18 protein-coding genes are annotated in these 15,835 nt (G+C 67.8%); 13 read left to right on the plus strand and 5 right to left on the minus strand.

Features of this window, described 5'->3' with window-relative positions:
• Positions 1-46: 46 nt before the first annotated feature.
• Entirely contained in the window at positions 47-850 is an 804-nt protein-coding gene (locus tag VHB27_RS15545) for a sugar phosphate isomerase/epimerase family protein (protein WP_325602030.1), read from the minus strand.
• A 559-nt stretch (positions 851-1,409) separates the two neighbouring features.
• On the opposite strand from VHB27_RS15545, the gene VHB27_RS15550 reads away from it, so the two are divergent.
• Both VHB27_RS15550 and VHB27_RS15555 read left to right on the plus strand, forming a co-directional pair.
• The gene (locus tag VHB27_RS15550) at positions 1,410-3,017 is read left to right on the plus strand and encodes an NRAMP family divalent metal transporter (RefSeq protein ID WP_325602032.1); all 1,608 of its coding nucleotides are present in this window, start codon (positions 1,410-1,412) and stop codon (positions 3,015-3,017) included.
• A 115-nt stretch (positions 3,018-3,132) separates the two neighbouring features.
• On the plus strand, positions 3,133-4,029 hold the full coding sequence (locus VHB27_RS15555; RefSeq protein ID WP_325602035.1) for a DUF2076 domain-containing protein: 897 nt from the start codon (positions 3,133-3,135) through the stop codon (positions 4,027-4,029).
• Positions 4,030-4,152: 123 nt separating this feature from the next.
• On the opposite strand, the gene VHB27_RS15560 is transcribed toward VHB27_RS15555, so the two are convergent.
• Positions 4,153-4,734, minus strand: a complete 582-nt coding sequence (locus tag VHB27_RS15560) for a TIGR00730 family Rossman fold protein (protein ID WP_325602037.1) — start codon at positions 4,732-4,734, stop codon at positions 4,153-4,155.
• 126 nt (positions 4,735-4,860) lie between these two features.
• On the opposite strand from VHB27_RS15560, the gene VHB27_RS15565 reads away from it, so the two are divergent.
• On the plus strand, positions 4,861-5,301 hold the full coding sequence (locus tag VHB27_RS15565; protein WP_325602039.1) for a c-type cytochrome: 441 nt from the start codon (positions 4,861-4,863) through the stop codon (positions 5,299-5,301).
• Between the two features lie 16 nt (positions 5,302-5,317).
• On the opposite strand, the gene VHB27_RS15570 is transcribed toward VHB27_RS15565, so the two are convergent.
• Complete coding sequence (locus VHB27_RS15570; RefSeq protein ID WP_325602041.1) at positions 5,318-6,076, minus strand: SDR family NAD(P)-dependent oxidoreductase; 759 nt, start codon at positions 6,074-6,076, stop codon at positions 5,318-5,320.
• Positions 6,077-6,128: 52 nt separating this feature from the next.
• On the opposite strand from VHB27_RS15570, the gene VHB27_RS15575 reads away from it, so the two are divergent.
• From VHB27_RS15575 to VHB27_RS15595, 5 genes are all read left to right on the plus strand, one after another.
• Positions 6,129-6,296 (plus strand): hypothetical protein, encoded by a 168-nt coding sequence (locus VHB27_RS15575; RefSeq protein WP_325602043.1) that lies wholly within the window; start codon positions 6,129-6,131, stop codon positions 6,294-6,296.
• Positions 6,297-6,351: 55 nt separating this feature from the next.
• On the plus strand, positions 6,352-7,773 hold the full coding sequence (locus VHB27_RS15580; protein ID WP_325602045.1) for an MFS transporter: 1,422 nt from the start codon (positions 6,352-6,354) through the stop codon (positions 7,771-7,773).
• A gap of 50 nt (positions 7,774-7,823) precedes the next feature.
• Positions 7,824-8,663 (plus strand): TauD/TfdA dioxygenase family protein, encoded by an 840-nt coding sequence (locus VHB27_RS15585; protein ID WP_325602048.1) that lies wholly within the window; start codon positions 7,824-7,826, stop codon positions 8,661-8,663.
• Between the two features lie 223 nt (positions 8,664-8,886).
• The gene (locus tag VHB27_RS15590; protein ID WP_325602052.1) at positions 8,887-9,519 is read left to right on the plus strand and encodes a hypothetical protein; all 633 of its coding nucleotides are present in this window, start codon (positions 8,887-8,889) and stop codon (positions 9,517-9,519) included.
• Positions 9,497-10,072: a hypothetical protein gene (locus tag VHB27_RS15595; protein ID WP_325602054.1), complete on the plus strand. Its 576-nt coding sequence runs from the start codon at positions 9,497-9,499 to the stop codon at positions 10,070-10,072. Before VHB27_RS15590 ends, VHB27_RS15595 begins: the two co-directional genes overlap by 23 nt.
• On the opposite strand, the gene greB is transcribed toward VHB27_RS15595, so the two are convergent.
• Both greB and VHB27_RS15605 read right to left on the minus strand, forming a co-directional pair.
• Positions 10,057-10,518 carry a transcription elongation factor GreB gene (gene greB / locus VHB27_RS15600; protein ID WP_325602097.1) on the minus strand — a complete coding sequence of 154 codons (462 nt, stop codon included), beginning with the start codon at positions 10,516-10,518 and terminating at the stop codon, positions 10,057-10,059. The genes VHB27_RS15595 and greB overlap by 16 nt on opposite strands.
• Positions 10,519-10,596: 78 nt before the next feature.
• Positions 10,597-11,337 (minus strand): dienelactone hydrolase family protein, encoded by a 741-nt coding sequence (locus VHB27_RS15605; protein WP_325602056.1) that lies wholly within the window; start codon positions 11,335-11,337, stop codon positions 10,597-10,599.
• Between the two features lie 216 nt (positions 11,338-11,553).
• On the opposite strand from VHB27_RS15605, the gene VHB27_RS15610 reads away from it, so the two are divergent.
• The 5 genes from VHB27_RS15610 (at position 11,554) to VHB27_RS15630 (ending at position 15,752) form a co-directional block, all read left to right on the plus strand.
• Positions 11,554-12,933 carry an aspartate aminotransferase family protein gene (locus tag VHB27_RS15610; protein WP_325602058.1) on the plus strand — a complete coding sequence of 460 codons (1,380 nt, stop codon included), beginning with the start codon at positions 11,554-11,556 and terminating at the stop codon, positions 12,931-12,933.
• A gap of 47 nt (positions 12,934-12,980) precedes the next feature.
• On the plus strand, positions 12,981-13,283 hold the full coding sequence (locus tag VHB27_RS15615; protein ID WP_325602060.1) for a plasmid stabilization protein: 303 nt from the start codon (positions 12,981-12,983) through the stop codon (positions 13,281-13,283).
• Positions 13,284-13,370: 87 nt separating this feature from the next.
• Positions 13,371-14,447: an LLM class flavin-dependent oxidoreductase gene (locus VHB27_RS15620; RefSeq protein ID WP_325602062.1), complete on the plus strand. Its 1,077-nt coding sequence runs from the start codon at positions 13,371-13,373 to the stop codon at positions 14,445-14,447.
• 171 nt (positions 14,448-14,618) lie between these two features.
• A complete protein-coding gene (gene dcd, locus VHB27_RS15625; protein WP_325602066.1) occupies positions 14,619-15,176 on the plus strand; it encodes a dCTP deaminase in 558 nt (185 codons plus the stop codon).
• A gap of 105 nt (positions 15,177-15,281) precedes the next feature.
• Positions 15,282-15,752 (plus strand): nucleoside deaminase, encoded by a 471-nt coding sequence (locus VHB27_RS15630; protein ID WP_325602069.1) that lies wholly within the window; start codon positions 15,282-15,284, stop codon positions 15,750-15,752.
• Positions 15,753-15,835 lie beyond the last annotated feature (83 nt).

Consider the following 15,835-nt stretch of genomic DNA (forward strand, 5'->3'; position numbering starts at 1 on the left):
CGCATGAGGATTCCAGGTGAGTGTGTCCTGGAGGACCGGGCGGCCCTCATCCCGGCCAGGAGGCAGCGGTCATCACCCGCACCGTCGCCTCATACGCCCGCCGAAGCCGTGTGGCCGCGTCCAGGCCCGGCATCGGCACCTCCGCGCTGATCGCCGTGCCGGGGGGCAGGGCGCGCAGGAAATCGTGCAGCGGCAGCGCCCCTTCGCCGGGCGGCAGGCGACTCTCCCGCGCTTCGGCGATCAGGCCCGCCACGCCGGACGGCGGCGTCGCGGGTGCGTCGCAGATCTGCGCGGCACGCACCTGCGCCGCGGGCGTCGCCGCGATGTCCGCCGGTGTCCCGCCCGACCGGGCGAGATGCAGCGAGTCCATCAGGATGCCGCCATTCGGCCGGTCCGCCGCCGTCACCAGCCGGGTCGCGTCCCGGATCGTCGCGACGACCCGCCAGGCCATGAACTCGACGTCCACGCGGATGCCGAACGGGGCCGCGAGGTCGCACAGCGCCGCGAAATTCGCTGTCAGGCGGCCGGCGTCCGGGTCCTCGCCGGCGACGGTCAGGCAGGTGGCGCCAAGCTCCGCCCCCGTCTCCAGCATCGGGGCGAAGGCGCTTGGATCGAGGTCGGGCGTGACCTGGATGAACTCCACTTCGTTCACCCGCACGCCTTCGTCCCGCAGCAGGGCGCGCACCCGGCGCAGGGCGTCCGAACCGGGCGGCAGCGGGTAGCACAGACCACCCTCGGCGACCGGGTTGATCCGCAGGCCGGTGGCGCGGAAGCCGGCGCGGGCGACGGCCGGGACCAGCATCTCGGGCGGCAGTTCCAGTGCGTTGAGATGGGCGACGCCCAGGTCCATGGTTCCGTCTTCCCAAAAAGTGCTTGCTGAGAGGGCTCGGTGCCTTGTCATGGAAGTGACATAGGACTTGAACCCGTGCCCGTCGGCGGTATATCAGCAGACCGTCCCGGACGCCAGGCGCGGCCGAGGCAACCCCATGAAACGGAACAGGGATCCAATGAAACCCCGATCTAGCAGCCAGCCCCAGGAGAGCGACAGTCGGCTTTCGCCGTCCGCCGTTTCCCCAGGCTGGATCACCGCTCGGGCAGTGCATGATCCGCTCCGGCCGAAGGCCCTGATGCCTCCGGTCTAGGCCGATCAGGCTCTCCCGAGCTCAGGCAACCGCTTGAGAAAGGAGAGAGCCGATGGCCGGTTTTCTCGCATTTGAATGGATCCGGACGCACGAAGCGTCCCTGGACGTCTGCCGCGACACCGGTCTGGCGCGGCCGATCGCGACGTGGGCGGTCGGCGTTCACGGCCGGCCGATCTGCCGCTGGCGGGAAGAGGACAGTCCGCACGCAACCGGGGCTACGGCCCATCCCATGCTGTGCGCGTCCGTCTGACTTCCAGGGTTTTCGTCATGTCCGATACGACTTTCACCGGCGCCGCCCTCGATACCGCCCATACCGGCGATATCGAGGGTGCGTTCGGCACCATCCGCCACGGCGACGCGGGCGCGCGCCAGGGCTGGGGCGCGCGGCTGCGCACGCTGGCGGCCATCATCGGCCCTGGGCTGATCGTGATGGTCGGCGACAACGACGCAGGCGCGTTCGGCACCTATACGCAGGCCGGGCAGAACTACGGCACCGCGCTGATGTGGACGCTGCTGCTGCTGGTGCCCGTGCTCTATGTGAACCAGGAGATGGTGCTGCGCCTGGGCTGCGTCACCCGCGTCGGCCACGCGCGGCTGATCCTGGAACGGTTCGGCAAGTTCTGGGGCGCGTTCAGCGTCATCGACCTGTTCCTGCTGAACGGGCTGACGATCGTCACCGAGTTCATCGGCATCAACCTCGCGCTGGGCTACCTGGGCGTGCCGCGGATCGCCGGGATCGCGGTGGCCGCCGGCATCATCATCGCCGCCGCCAGCACGGGTAGTTTCAGGCGGTTCGAACGGTTCTCGCTGGGACTGTGCTTCTTCAGCCTGCTGCTGGTGCCGGTCTTCGTGATGGTGCACCCGCCGCTGGCGCAGCTGGGCCACGACCTGGTACGGCCGTCCTTTCCCGCGGGTGCGCAACTGTCGGATGTCATGCTGCTCGTCATCGCCATCGTCGGGACGACCGTCGCTCCCTGGCAGTTGTTCTTCCAGCAGAGCTACGTGATCGACAAGCGCATCACGCCGCGGTTCATGGTCTATGAAAAGGCCGATCTGTGGATCGGGATCATCGTCGTGGTGATCGGCGCCGTCGCGATGATGGCCTTCACCGCCGCGGCGTTCGAGGGCACCGCCCGCTTCGGCCAGTTCAGCCATGCCGGCGCCGTGGCGGCGGGGCTGGAGGCGCATGCCGGCCGAGCGGCGGGGATCATGTTCGCGCTGGCGCTGCTGGATGCGAGCATCATCGGCGCGTCGGCGGTATCGCTGTCGACCGCGTACGCGATCGGCGACGTCCTCTCCCTGCGTCACTCGTTGCATCGGAAAGCATCTGACGCGCGGGGCTTCTACGCGATGTACGCCGGGTTGGTCGTGGTCGCGGCGGCGCTGGTGCTGTTCGGCAGCGACTCGCTGCTGGGGCTGCTGACGAACGCGGTACAGACGCTGGCCGGCGTGCTGCTGCCGTCGGCGACGGTGTTCCTGTTGCTATTATGCAATGACAAGGCGGTGCTGGGGCCGTGGGTGAACGGGCGCTGGCTGAACCTGTTCACCGGCGCGGTGATCTGGCTGCTGGTGCTGCTGTCGGTGATCCTGACGGCCGCGACCCTGTTCCCCGGCCTGTCGGGCGAGGCGATGCTGTCGGTGCTGGCCGGCGGTTCCGCGGCCGGCGCGCTGGGGTTCCTGGTGCTGCGGCCACGTGGCGCGGCCGCCTCGACCCCGGGGCCGGCGGGGGACCGGACACGCTGGATGATGCCGCCCCTGGAGACGCTGCCGCCCCCGGCGATCACCCGCTCGACCCGGGTCTGGCTGTCGGTGCTGCGGGTCTACCTGGTGGTGGCGGTGGCGATGGTGGTGTTCAAGGTGTTCCAGGCGATGTAGGCGGTCGCGGAACCGCGGCCTGATCGTCCGTCGAAACAGATATTGACCCGGAGGGGGCGCAGCGCCACATCCCCGGCGTCGACGCCATGGCGGCTCGACCCCAAGGGGATACCCGATGACCAACGAAGAGCGCGACATCATCAGCCAGTTCATCGCCCGAGTCGGCGGTGCACAGGCGCAGTCCGGCTTCTCGGCCGGGTCGGTGCCGGCGACGCAGGCCCCGGCCCTGCCGCCGATCGATCCGGAAGCGGATCAGTTCATCGCCCAGAATTTCCAGCGCTACCCCGAGGCGCGGTACCGCATCACGCAGCTCGCCTTTGTCCAGGAACATGCCCTGGTCGAGGCCCAGAACCGCATCAAGCGGCTGGAGTGGGAGCTGCAACAGGCGCAGCAAGCGGCTCAGCAGGCCGCCCAGCAAGCGCAGCAGGCCCAGCAGGCCGCCCAGCAGCCGCCGCAGGGTGGTTCCGGCGGCGGCTTCTTCAGCGGGCTGTTCGGCGGCGGCAATCGCCAGCAGCCTGGTGGCGCGCCGTCCGGTCCTCCGCCGGGCGGCCCATGGGGGCAGCCGCAGCAGCAGGGCTATTATCAGCCGAATGCCATGCCGCCACCGCAATACGCACCGAATTACCAGCCCGGCATGTTCCAGCGGCAGGGATCGGGCTTCCTCGGCTCCGCGCTGACGACGGCGGCGGGCGTGGCGGGCGGCATGGTGGCGGGCAACGCGCTCATGAGCCTGTTCTCGCCCCACAGCGCCTTCGGCGGCGGCGGCTTCGCGCCCGGCGGCAATCCCTGGAGCGCCCCGGTCGACCAGGGGCAGGGTTATGTGGACACCGGCGCCTGGGGCGGCGGCGGGCTGCCGGCCGGCGGCAACCAGGACTATGTCGACAATGGCGGCTGGGACCAGAACACCGGCAGCGGCGATTCGTCATGGACGGACAACAGCGGCGGCGGCGACAGCAACTGGGATAGCGGCAGCGACAGTGGCGACAGCGGCAGCTCCGACGACACGTTCTGATCGCTTGGCTGACTCCGCTGAGGGCTGCCCCGCTGAGGGCTGCCCCCGCTGAGGGCTGATACCGCTGAGGGCTGCCCGGCTGAGGGCCGGCCCGCTGACGGTCCGCTCGCCGGACCGGTGCCGCTACATCCGGTAGGCGGGCCCGCCGCGTCCCGGCTGTAGTGTCTGCAGGCGATCGATCACCGCATCGGCGCTGCTGACCACTTCATAGAAACCACGGCTTCGCGGATCGGCGAAGCCGCGGGCGATCGCATGCTCGATCAGGCCGATCAGCGGTTCGGCCCAGCCATCGATGTTGGCGATCAGGATCGGCTTGTCGTGCAGGCCAAGCTGCTTCCACGTGATGATCTCGAACGTTTCGTCGAACGTGCCGAGGCCGCCGGGCATGATCAGGAAGGCGTCGGACTCCTCATACAGGCGGGTCTTGCGGACGTGCATGCTCTCGGTGACCACCATCTCGGTGGCGCCGGCATGCGCGACTTCCATCTCCGTCAGGAAGCGGGGGATGACGCCCAGGACCGTGCCGCCGTCGGCCAGCACCGCGTTCGCCACCACCCCCATGATGCCGATCCGCCCGCCGCCGTAAACGAGGCGGACGCCCAGTCGCGCGAGCCCGGCACCGAGGGTCCGGCCGGCGGCGGCATAGACCGGATCGACCCCGACACGAGATCCGCAAAAAACGGCCAGGGAGTGGATTTGCGTCATCATCATCCTTCCAAGCTGGGCACACCGGCCTGTCCGATCGCCCTTTTATCTGCTACCAACTCATTTCCGCGCTGCAGCATAAGTGGTCAACGCGGAATCGGCGACCAATCATGGGAAGGCGGAAGCATGGCTAAACGCATTGCGTTGTTCGCGGCGGTCGGACTCGGCGTCCTTGGCATCGCGGCGGCTCGGGCAGACGGCCCCGACATCATCACCCTCCGGCAGACGGCCTTTGACCTCAACAATGCCAGTTTCGCCTACATCCGGGCCGTGGTGAAGGAAAAGGGCGACGTCAAGCAGTTGGAAGCGCCGGGCAAGGCGATCGCACGCTGGGCGTCCGTGATCCCGACCATGTTCCCGGCCGGCAGCGACAAGGGCAAGACCAAGGCAAAGTCCGAAATCTGGTCCGATCCCGCCGGCTTCAAGAAGGACGCCGATGCGCTGCAGGCGGCTTCGATGAAGCTCGCGGACGCCGCCAAGGCCGGCGATACCGAGGCGGTGGCTGCCGCCGCCAAGTCGATGGGTGAGGCGTGCGGCGCCTGCCATCGCGCCTACCGCGAACGCTAGGACAGGGGCCGGTCCGTCAGATCACCCACCCCCCGTCGACCGCGATGTCCTGCCCGGTGACCTGCCGGGCGGCGTCGCCCAGCAGGAACAGGACCGCGCCGGCAACGTCCTGATCGGTGGAAATCCGCCTCAGCGCATATTCCGAAGCCATCCGGTCGCGCGCCTCGTCCGGCGTGATTCCCAGGCGCGCGCCCATTTCGGTCCGGACGCGGTCGAAGCGTTCCCCTTCGACCATGCCGGGGCAGACGCAGTTGACGGTAACGCCATAGGGGCCGGCCTCCAGCGCCGCGGACTTGGTCAGGCCGCGCAGGCCCCATTTGGAGGCGCTGTACGCCGCCCGCCCGGCACGGCCGCGCAGCCCGAACGTGCCGCCGATATTGACGATGCGGCCGCGGCGGCGGGCGATCATGCCCGGCAGGACGGCGCGCATGGTCAGAAAGCAGCCGGTGACGTTCAGGGTCATGATCTGCTCGAATTCCGCCAGCGTGTTCTCCCAGATCGGCCGGCCAAGCGGACCGGAGCCGCCGGCGACGTTGACCAGGAAATCGACGGGCCGGGTGATGGCGGCCGCGACCTCGGTCTCGCTGGTGACGTCGCAGCCCGCGATCTCCGCGCGGCGGCCGAGCGCGCGGATGTCGGCGGCGACCGGCTCGATGGCGGCGGTGTCGCGGCCGAGCAGGATCAGGTCGGCGCCGGCCTCTGCGAGGGTAAGGCTGACGGCGGCGCCCATCCCCTTGGCGGGACCCGTGACGATGCCGGTTTGTCCTTGCAGCATGCGGCGCCTCCTTTGCGAGCCGGAAGCGTGGTGCAACGGGCGTGCCGGAAGGATGTTTGACGTCATCGTCGCCAACGTCCTGCAGCAGAAATATCGCCTGAAACGGCCGGACGCGATCGCCTGGGCCTCGGCCGATACGCGATCCATGCGGCTGGTCACGCGCGACGAGACGGGCTTTCCCTTGGACGATCCCGGCGTACGCATACCCTACCGGCTATAATCGGAGCCCTGGCGCCCTCGCCCGGCCGCACGGCCCGGTCTAGTCTGGTGGCGCCATGAGAGCCGACCCGAATCCCCGCCCACAGACCGTCCTGCTGATCGTCGCCAGCGCAATGTTCATGGAGCAGCTGGACGGCACGGTCCTGGCCACCGCCTTGCCGACCATGGCCCGCAGCTTCGACGCCGACCCGCTGCGGATGAACGTCGCCCTCACGTCCTACCTGCTGACGCTGGCGATGTTCATCCCCGCCAGCGGGCGGATCGCGGACCGGTTCGGCTCCCGCTCGACCTTCCGCTTCGCGATCGGCCTGTTCACGCTGGGGTCCGTCCTGTGCGCCCAGGCGCCGACCCTCTGGGCGCTGGTCGCCGCGCGCATGCTGCAAGGCGCGGGCGGCGCGATGATGTCGCCGGTGGGGCGGCTGGTGATGCTGCGCGTGGTATCGAAGGCGGAACTGGTGAAATCCATGGCGTGGCTGATGATCCCCGCGACGATCGGGCCGATCATCGGGCCGCCGCTGGGTGGTTTCATTGTCACCTATCTCGACTGGCGCTGGATCTTCTACATCAACGTCCCGATCGGCATCCTGGGCATCGTGCTGGTCACCGTCTTCATCGCCGAGATGAAGGAGACGTCGAAGACCCCTTTCGATCTTCCGGGCCTGGCGCTGGCCGGCACCTCGCTGTCATGCCTGATGTTCGGGCTGGAGGTCGGCAGCCGCGGCGCCGCGTCCAAACTCGTGGTGGCCGCCCTCGCCATCACCGGCCTTGCCGCCGGCGCCCTCTATATCTGGCACGCTCGGCGTACTCCCAAGCCCATCCTGGATTTCCGCCTGCTGCGGATCGAGACGTTCCGCCTGTCCTGGCTCTGCGGCTCGTTGTCGCGGATCGCGGTGGGGGCCATGCCGTTCCTGTTGCCGATGATGTTCCAGGTCGGGTTCGGCGATTCGGCGGCCCGCAGCGGCCTGATCACCTTCGCCAGTTCGATCGGTTCGCTGGCGATGCGCACCTGTGCCCCGTGGTTCCTGAACCGGCTCGGTTTCCGGACGGTGCTGATCTGGATCGGCGCGCTGGCCACCGCGATCCTGGCGGTCAGCGCCGCGTTCCGCCCCGACTGGCCGCTGCCGCTGATCTACACGGTGCTGATCGCCAACGGGTTTTTCCAGTCGCTGCAGTTCATGGCTTATAACACCATCGCCTATGCCGACATGCCGCGCGAACAGATGAGCGCGGCGACCAGCTTCTATACGACGTTCCAGCAGATGTCCCTGACCACCGGGATCGCGGTGTCGGCGGCGGCACTGGCGGCGTCGGTCGCCATCACCGGGCATAGCCAGCCGCTGCCCATGGATTTCTCGCACGCGTTCCTGTTCGTGTCGGCGATTTCCTTCCTCGCGCCGATCCTGGCGACCAAGCTGGACCGCAACGCGGGGGCCGAGATGTCGGGGCATACCACGCGGCCGGTTGCCGCCAAGGCTTGACGACGGCGGCGGACGGGCGCCCACTGCCGGAAAAGGCAGGAGGGCGTACCATGGTGCAAATCCGGCGCGTCGGCCCACGTATCGGCGTCGAAATCTCCGGCATCGACCTTCGGACCATGTCCGACGATGATTTCAATCGCATCTACCAGGCGTGGCTGGGCCACAACGTGATGGTGGTCAAGGACCAGGACCTGACGATGGAAGAGTTCCTGGCGTACAGCCGCCGTTTCGGCATCGTCTCGCCGCATCCGTCGAAGAGCACCCGCCATCCCGAGGTGCCCGAGGTCACCGTCATGGGCATCAACAAGTTCAAGCCCGACGGGTCGCTGGACCAGGCCGTCTATCGCCGCGGCGCCGAGGGCTGGCACACCGATGGCGCCTATGACGACGTCCCGTTCAAGGCCACGCAGCTTTATGGCCTGGCCATCCCGGACCGGGGCGGGGACACGCATTTCGCCAGCGCCTATGCCGCCTATGACGCCATGCCGGAACGGCTGCGCACGCGGCTGGAGGGGGTACGCGGCGCCTTCACCTATGGCGGCCGCCGCCGCAACCAGGCGCTGCTGAACCCCGAGGACCGCGACCGCGCGCCGGCCTTCCACCTGATCATCCGCACCCATGCGGAGACCGGGCGCAAGTCGCTTTATTTCGATCCCGGCAAGATCATGTATATCGAAGGCGCCGAACCTGCCGAGAACGATGACCTGATCGAGGCGCTGACCGCGCTGATGATCCAGCCGGAGGCCGAGTACCGGCATAAATGGAGCGTCGGGGACGTGGTGATCTGGGACAATCGCTGCTCCTACCACAAGGCCGCCGGGGATTATCCGCCGGAACAGGACCGGATCCATTGGCGGACGTCGATCAAGGAGTGGACGGCGGGGGCTTGATCACTCGTACGGCGCGCTGACCGGCGGGAGACATCCCAGGTGGGTCCGGCAGGATGTCCCCTGCCGTCAGGATTGTCGTTTCGATCGTCGTCCAGCCCGTCGCCGCAACGCGCCCCCCGCCAATCGCGCCCCCCGCCAATCGCGCCCCGCCATTCAAATGTTCTTGATTTATCCCTTGTCTGGATGCTACGAATGAAACAAGAACATACAGCGGTGGCATTCCATGGACCAGCAGAATTTCAGCCCGAGCATCTTTGACTGCATCGTCGCGTTCCTTCTCAATCTCTTCCTCCCCACCAACGATCACGACCCCGTCCGGGCCCGCGCGGCGGTGCTGGAGGCGCTGGCCGAGTACGGCCCGCGCAGCAACCGCGAACTCCGCCTCGCCGCGCTGTCGCTGGCCTTCAGCCTCGGCGCCCTGGACGCGCTGTCGCGCGCGACGGATCAGGACCTGACGCTGAACCAGGTGTTGCGGCTGAGAAGCAGCGCCAACACCTTGCACCGGTCCGCCCGCCAGGCCGACGAAACCCTGGCCGATGAACGGCGGGAGCCGGAGATAGCGCCGCAGGAGACGACCCAACCCAACCCCTTTCTCCCCATGAGCACCGAACCCCACGACCTGATCGACTTCGCTCGGTCGATGGGGCTGCTGTCCCGGCAGCAACGCCGCAGGCTGGAGCGCGAGGAAGCCAAGGTCCGCCGCCGGCAGGAGATCCAGGCCCGCCAGGCCGCGCGTGACACACACAAGGGTCGGCAGCCGGACAAGGCCACGTTAACCGGTTCTTTACTGCCGGCTTCTATCGTCTCCGCCGGAACCGCCGGAGCCGGAGCAGATGCCGCAAACGCTGTGGCTTGAGGATTTCAACGACCCGCCACCGCACCTCGCCCTGCCGGAACCGGAGCCTGAACCCGACCCCCTGCCGGAACCGGTTTCCGATCCCCGGCTGGAAGGCTGGCACGAAGGCTTCATCGCCGGCCACCGGCGGGCGATACGGGAGGTCGAGCAGCGCAAACCCGCGCTGACCGAACAGTTGATCGGCCGGCTGAGGGACCTGGAAACCAAGCTGGAGGCGATCGCCGCCGACTCGGCGGCCCAGATGGGCGGATTGCTGGTCGACATGCTGCGACACGCGGTCCCCGAGGACTGGCCCGACACGGTGAAGGACCGGCTGGCGCAAGTCATCGAGGCCGTCCGTCCGTCCTTCTACCTGGACCCGAAGCTGTTCCTGCACCTCGACACGCCGGGCCAGCTCGATTTCGCCGACCTGCCCGGTTTCGCCCGCCGGCTGGAGACGCTGGAGACCACCGACTGGGCCGTCACGATCCGCTGGGACGTGGAGAAGTTGCCGGAAACGGTTCTGCCCGCCCTGCGCGCCGCCGTCGCGGGTGAGGATCAGGCGTCCGGATAGGCGATCGACAGGATCTCGATCACCTCCGCCCCGCGCGGCGTCCGCACCGTCACCTCATCCCCCGTGCGGGCTTTCAGCAGCGCCAGCGCCACCGGCGAGCCGATCGAGATCTTGCCGGCGTTCATGTCCGCCTCATCCACGCCGACGATGGTGACGGTGATTTCCTCGTCCCGTTCGGTGGCATAGGTGACGGTGGCGCCGAAGAACACCCGGTCGCGCTGCGGCTGCGCGGCCGGATCGACAATCTCGGCATGCGCGAGGCGATTGGTCAGGAAGCGCAGCCGGCGGTCGATCTCCCGCAGGCGGCGCTTGCCTTCCTTGTAGTCGGCGTTCTCGGACCGGTCGCCGTTGCCGGCGGCCCAGGCCACGATCTCCACCACCCGATGGCGTTCGGCCTTCTGCGCCGCGAACTCCGTCCGCAGCCGCTCCGCGCCGACAGGCGTCATGTAGAACTTGCCGCCCGGCAGCCGGGGCGGGCCGTCTTCGTCCTCGTCGTCCAATCGGAAACCTCGTCGCGGCGATGCCTAACCCAGATTGCGCCGATACAGCGCGATCAGCCGCTCCCAATGTCGTTCGGCCGCCGGCTTGTCGTAGCACCAGCGCTGCGGGAACGCGAAGCCATGGTGGACGGCCGGATACAGTTCCAACTCGCCGCGATTGCCGGACTTCTGGAACAGGCCCTTCAGCTCCTCGACCATCGGCAGCGGCGCCAGCTCATCGTGTTCCGCGCAGCCGATATAGAGCTCGCCCTTGGCCTTGCCGAGGTTGAGGTGCGGGCTTTCCTCCGCATCCGACACCAGCCATGTGCCATAGAAGGAGGCAGCGGCGACGATCCGGTCCGGATAGCGCGCGGCGGCGGCCAGTGCATAGGGGCCGCTCATGCAATAGCCATGCGTGCCGACCGGTCCGGGCTTGGCGGCGGGCTGGGTTGCGACGAATGCCAGCATGTCGGCGATGTCCTCCATCACCGGCGGGATCGTCATCTTGGTGCGGACGGCGCGCATGCGCTGCTGCTCGGCGCTGCCTTTCTCCAGGACGTCCGGCCCGTATTTCGTGTCCTTCCCCGCGCGGTAATAGAGGTTCGGCAGCAGCACGTAGTAGCCGACGCTGCACAGCCGGCGGGCCATGTCGTACAGCTCCTCCCGGATGCCGGGCGCGTCCATCTGCATGATGACCACGGGATGTGGACCGCCCCGATCCGGATGGACGATGAACGTCTCCATCGCACCGGCGCGCGTTTGGATATCTCGGATTTCTTCCTGCATGGCGTGTTCCTCTTGGTGGCCGGCATGGTTCCACGCGGGGCGTGGTTGGGCAATCCCGAGCGGTGGCCTCGCGTGGCGGGACGGCGCAGGAAGGACGGCACGGTTTTCGCTTGATCGGAGCCGAAAGCCACCCGCCACCCACCCATGCCGGGGACGATCGTTCACCCGCCTGCCGAAACGCGGTAACGATCGTCCGGGAACTTGAAAGGATCGCGCATGTCTGCCACCGCCCTGCCGAACGCCACGCTGCTGGACGCCTACAAGGCGATGACCCCCGGCTCCGCCACGCTGTCCGCGAAGGCGAAGGAGCTGCTGCCCAGCGGCATCGCGCATGACGGACGCAACTTCGATCCGTATCCGCTCTACGTGAAGCGTGCGCTTGGTCCGGTGAAGTGGGACGTCGACAACAACAAATACGTCGACTATTTCGGCGGCCATGGCGCCCTGATCCTCGGCCACAACCACCCCACCGTCACCGCCGCCGTGCATGCGGCGCTGGACAACGGCACCCATTTCGGCGCCTGCCACGAGCTGGAAGTGAAATGGGCCGAGCTGGTGACCCAGATGGTGCCGTCGGCGGAACGGGTGCGGTTCACGTCCTCGGGGACCGAGGCGACGCTGATGGCGCTGCGTCTGGCACGTGCCTATACAGGCCGCGAGAAGATCGTGCGGTTCAAGGGCCATTTCCATGGCTGGAACGACCACATGACCTCGGGCTATTCCAACCATTTCGACGGCACGCCGACATCCGGCGTGGTGCACGGCCTGTCCGATGCCGTGATCCTGGCGGATCCGAACGACGTCGAGGGCATCACCCGCATCTTCAACGACCACAAGGACATCGCGGCGCTGATCCTGGAGCCGACCGGCGCCAGCTTCGGCAAGATGCCCATCCTGCCGTCCTTCCTGAAGCTGCTGCGCGACCTGTGCACCCAGGCCGGCACCATCCTGATCTTCGATGAGGTCGTCACCGGCTTCCGCGTCTCCAACGGCGGCATGCAGAAGGCCTGCGGCATCATACCCGACATGACCACGATGGCGAAGATCGTCGCCGGCGGCATGCCCGGCGGTGCGGTCGGCGGCAGGAAGGAGCTGCTGGACTGGCTCGACTTCCAGGTCTCCCAGGCCAAGGGGATGGAGAAGATCTACCACCCTGGCACGTTCAACGCGAACCCGGTCACCGCCGCCGCCGGTATCGCCACGCTGGAGATCCTGCGTGACACCGACGCCAACGACCGCGCCAACGCCTTCGGCGCCGAGGTCCGCACCCGGATGAACGAGGTGCTGGAGGAGGAGAAGGTGAAGTGGGCCGTCTACGGCAGTTACTCGGGTATGCACATCTTCCTGAACCCCGAAGGCGCCGACATCACCCCCTCGACCTTCGACGCCGTGCAGTTCATTCCCCAGATGATGGGCAAGTCGCGCGGCGCGGGCATCGCCCCCAAGGTCCGGATGGGCCTGCTGGTGAACGGCGTCGACATGAACTCCGGCCCGTCGGGCACGATCTCGGCGATGCACGGGGACGAGGAGATGACCGTCACCGTGGACGCCTTCCGCGCCACCATCCGGGCGCTGAAGCGTGAAGGGGTGATCTAGGCAACTGCCTCCCGCCGGCCACGTTGCACCGGAGGGAGGCACCAGACATGCCACGTGGAGACAAATCCGCCTACTCGGACAAGCAGAAGCGCCAGGCCGAACACATCGAGGAAGGCTATGAACGACGCGGCGTCTCGGAACAGGAGGCCGAACGCCGCGCCTGGGCGACGGTGAACAAGGAGACGGGCGGCGGCAAGCGGTCCGGCAGCGGGCGTGGGAAGGCGACGAACACCCAGCCCTCCCGCAAGGGCGGCCGGATCGGCGGCAAGGCCGCCGCCTCCCGTCCCGCCGCCGCTCGGTCCGCCGCCGCGAAGAAGGCCGCGGCGACGCGCAAGCGGAAGGCCGGCTGACAGCGTACGGGACGGACGCCAGGATTGACGCCTGGGACGGGTTGGCGAACCATGCCGCCCGTTCGCACGTCGCGAGGGAGCGTCCAAATGCCTGTGAGAGTCATCGGGATGATCGGTGTCGCGCCGCCGGCCGGCACCGCGCTGCATGTGATCGGCGGCGGTGTCTCCCCGTCCTTCCTGGGCGAATTCGCCCAGGCGCATGAGAAGGCCGGGTTCGACCTCGTGCTGGTCGGCTACTATTCGTCATCCGCCGAGGGGTTCGCCGTTGCGTCCTATGCGGCCTCGCGGACCACGACGCTGGGATATCTGGTCGCCCATCGTCCGGGCCTGGTGGCGCCGACGCTGGCCGCCCGCACCATCGCCACGTTCGACGCGCTGTGGGGCGGACGCCTCGCGGTCCACATCATCGCCGGCAACAGCGATGAGGACATGCAGCGCGACGGCGATTTCACGCCCAAGGACGAACGCTACGAGCGGGCGGCGGAGTACCTGGACGTCATGCGCCGGGTGTGGACCTGCACCGAACCGTTCGACTACGACGGCCGCTTCTACCAGTTCCGCAAGGTGTTCCCGGACGTCCGCCCGATCCAGCAGCCCTACCCGGAACTGCTGTTCGGCGGCTCCTCGCCCGGCGCGCTGGTGATGGGCGCGCAGCATTGCGACACCTTCGCGATGTTCGGCGAGCCACGCGCCGAAACCGCCGAGCGCATGGCCGAATTCCGCCAACTGGCCGCCGGCTTCGGCCGGCCTGCGCCCAAGTTCAACATGTCTTTCCGCCCGATCATCGGCCGCACGGAGGGTGAGGCCTGGGACAAGGCGAACAAGGTCCTCGCCGACCTGAAGGCCGCCACGCCGCATCCGCGCGGCCAGGACCTGTCCGGCAAGCGCTTGGTCGACATCGCTGCGCGGGGCGACATCCAGGACGAGCGGCTGTGGATGCCGGTTGCCGCCCTGTCCGGCGGCAAGGGCAACACGTCCTGCCTCGTCGGTTCGGCGGAACAGGTCGCCGAAGCCCTGCTGAAATACTATCGGATGGGCATCACCTCGTTCCTGATGCGCGGCTTCGACCCGCTGAACGACGCGGCGGAGTACGGGCAGGAACTGATCCCGCGGCTGAAGGCGGGGGCGCTGGCGATCGATCGCGAGACCGCCCTGGCGGCGTGACGGCCGCGGCGTCCGGGGTCCGTCAATGCTCCATGGGCAGGAGCATTGGAATGCTTGGGCGTGTATCCAAGGCGTGCCGCCCGGTTTGCCGATCCGGGCAAACGCGCTAGACGGGGCCTTCCCAGGGCCCCCTCCCGGGCGCCGCACGCAACCGCAAGGAACCCACGGACCATGGCCGTCCTGTCCGACCGCTGGATCCGCGAGATGGCCCGAACCACGGGCATGATCGACCCGTTCGTCGAGGCGCAGAAGCGCGAGGGCGTCGTCAGCTATGGCCTGTCCAGCTATGGCTACGACGCGCGCATCGCCGACGAGTTCAAGATCTTCACCAACATCGACTCCGCCGTCATCGATCCCAAGGCCTTTGCCGCCACCAGCTTCGTCGACCGCAAGACCGATGTCTGCATCATCCCCCCCAACAGCTTCGCGCTGGGCCACACGATCGAATACTTCCGCATCCCGCGCGACGTGCTGGTGATCTGTCTCGGCAAATCGACCTACGCCCGCTGCGGCATCATCGTGAACGTGACCCCGCTGGAGCCGGAATGGGAAGGCCAGGTGACGATCGAGATCAGCAACACCACGCCGCTGCCGGCGAAGATCTATGCCAACGAGGGCATCTGCCAGTTCCTGTTCTTGCAAGGCAACGAACCCTGCGAGACGAGCTATCGCGACAAGGCGGGAAAATACATGGGCCAGCGCGGGACGGCGCTGCCGCGGATGGAGTAGGGTCGGGGCAGGACGGCGACCGTATCCGCCTGACGGATGTCAAATGTGCCCAATCCCTGAGCGCTCCGATTGCCATCATCTGCCCCGATCCTAGGCAATATCCACATGAAATCCCATGAAGACTACATCCGCCTGACCCTCGACGTCGCTCGGGAATCCCGGGCCTTGGGGAACCATCCGTTCGGCGCGGTCCTGGTGGGACCGGACGGCGCCGTCTTGATGCGGGCAGGCAACGAGCATGGCGATGCCGGGGATCGCACGGCCCATGCCGAGCGCGTGCTGATGACCAGGGCCAGCGTGGCCTATCCGGCGGCGTTCCTCGCCGGCTGCACCCTCTACGCCAACGCCGAACCCTGCGCGATGTGCGCCGGCGCGGCGTATTGGACCGGGGTCGGGCGTGTCGTCTATGGGCTGTCGGAACGCGAGATGAAGACCCTGATCGGCCCGCATCCGGAAAACCTGACGATGGACCTGCCCTGCCGCATCGTCCTGGCCGCCGGGCAGCGCAGAGTCGAGGTCGTCGGACCCCTGCTGGAAGAGGAAAGTCGAGCCGTGCATGAGGGATTTTGGCGATAGGAGTTGGCGTGATGCTTGCATTCGTCCTCTTCACGGATGTGTGAGACCGCGCACGGACTTCGTTCGGGTTGGCACGCGATCGC

Source organism: Rhodopila sp., assembly GCF_035548235.1.
Taxonomy (GTDB): domain Bacteria; phylum Pseudomonadota; class Alphaproteobacteria; order Acetobacterales; family Acetobacteraceae; genus Rhodopila.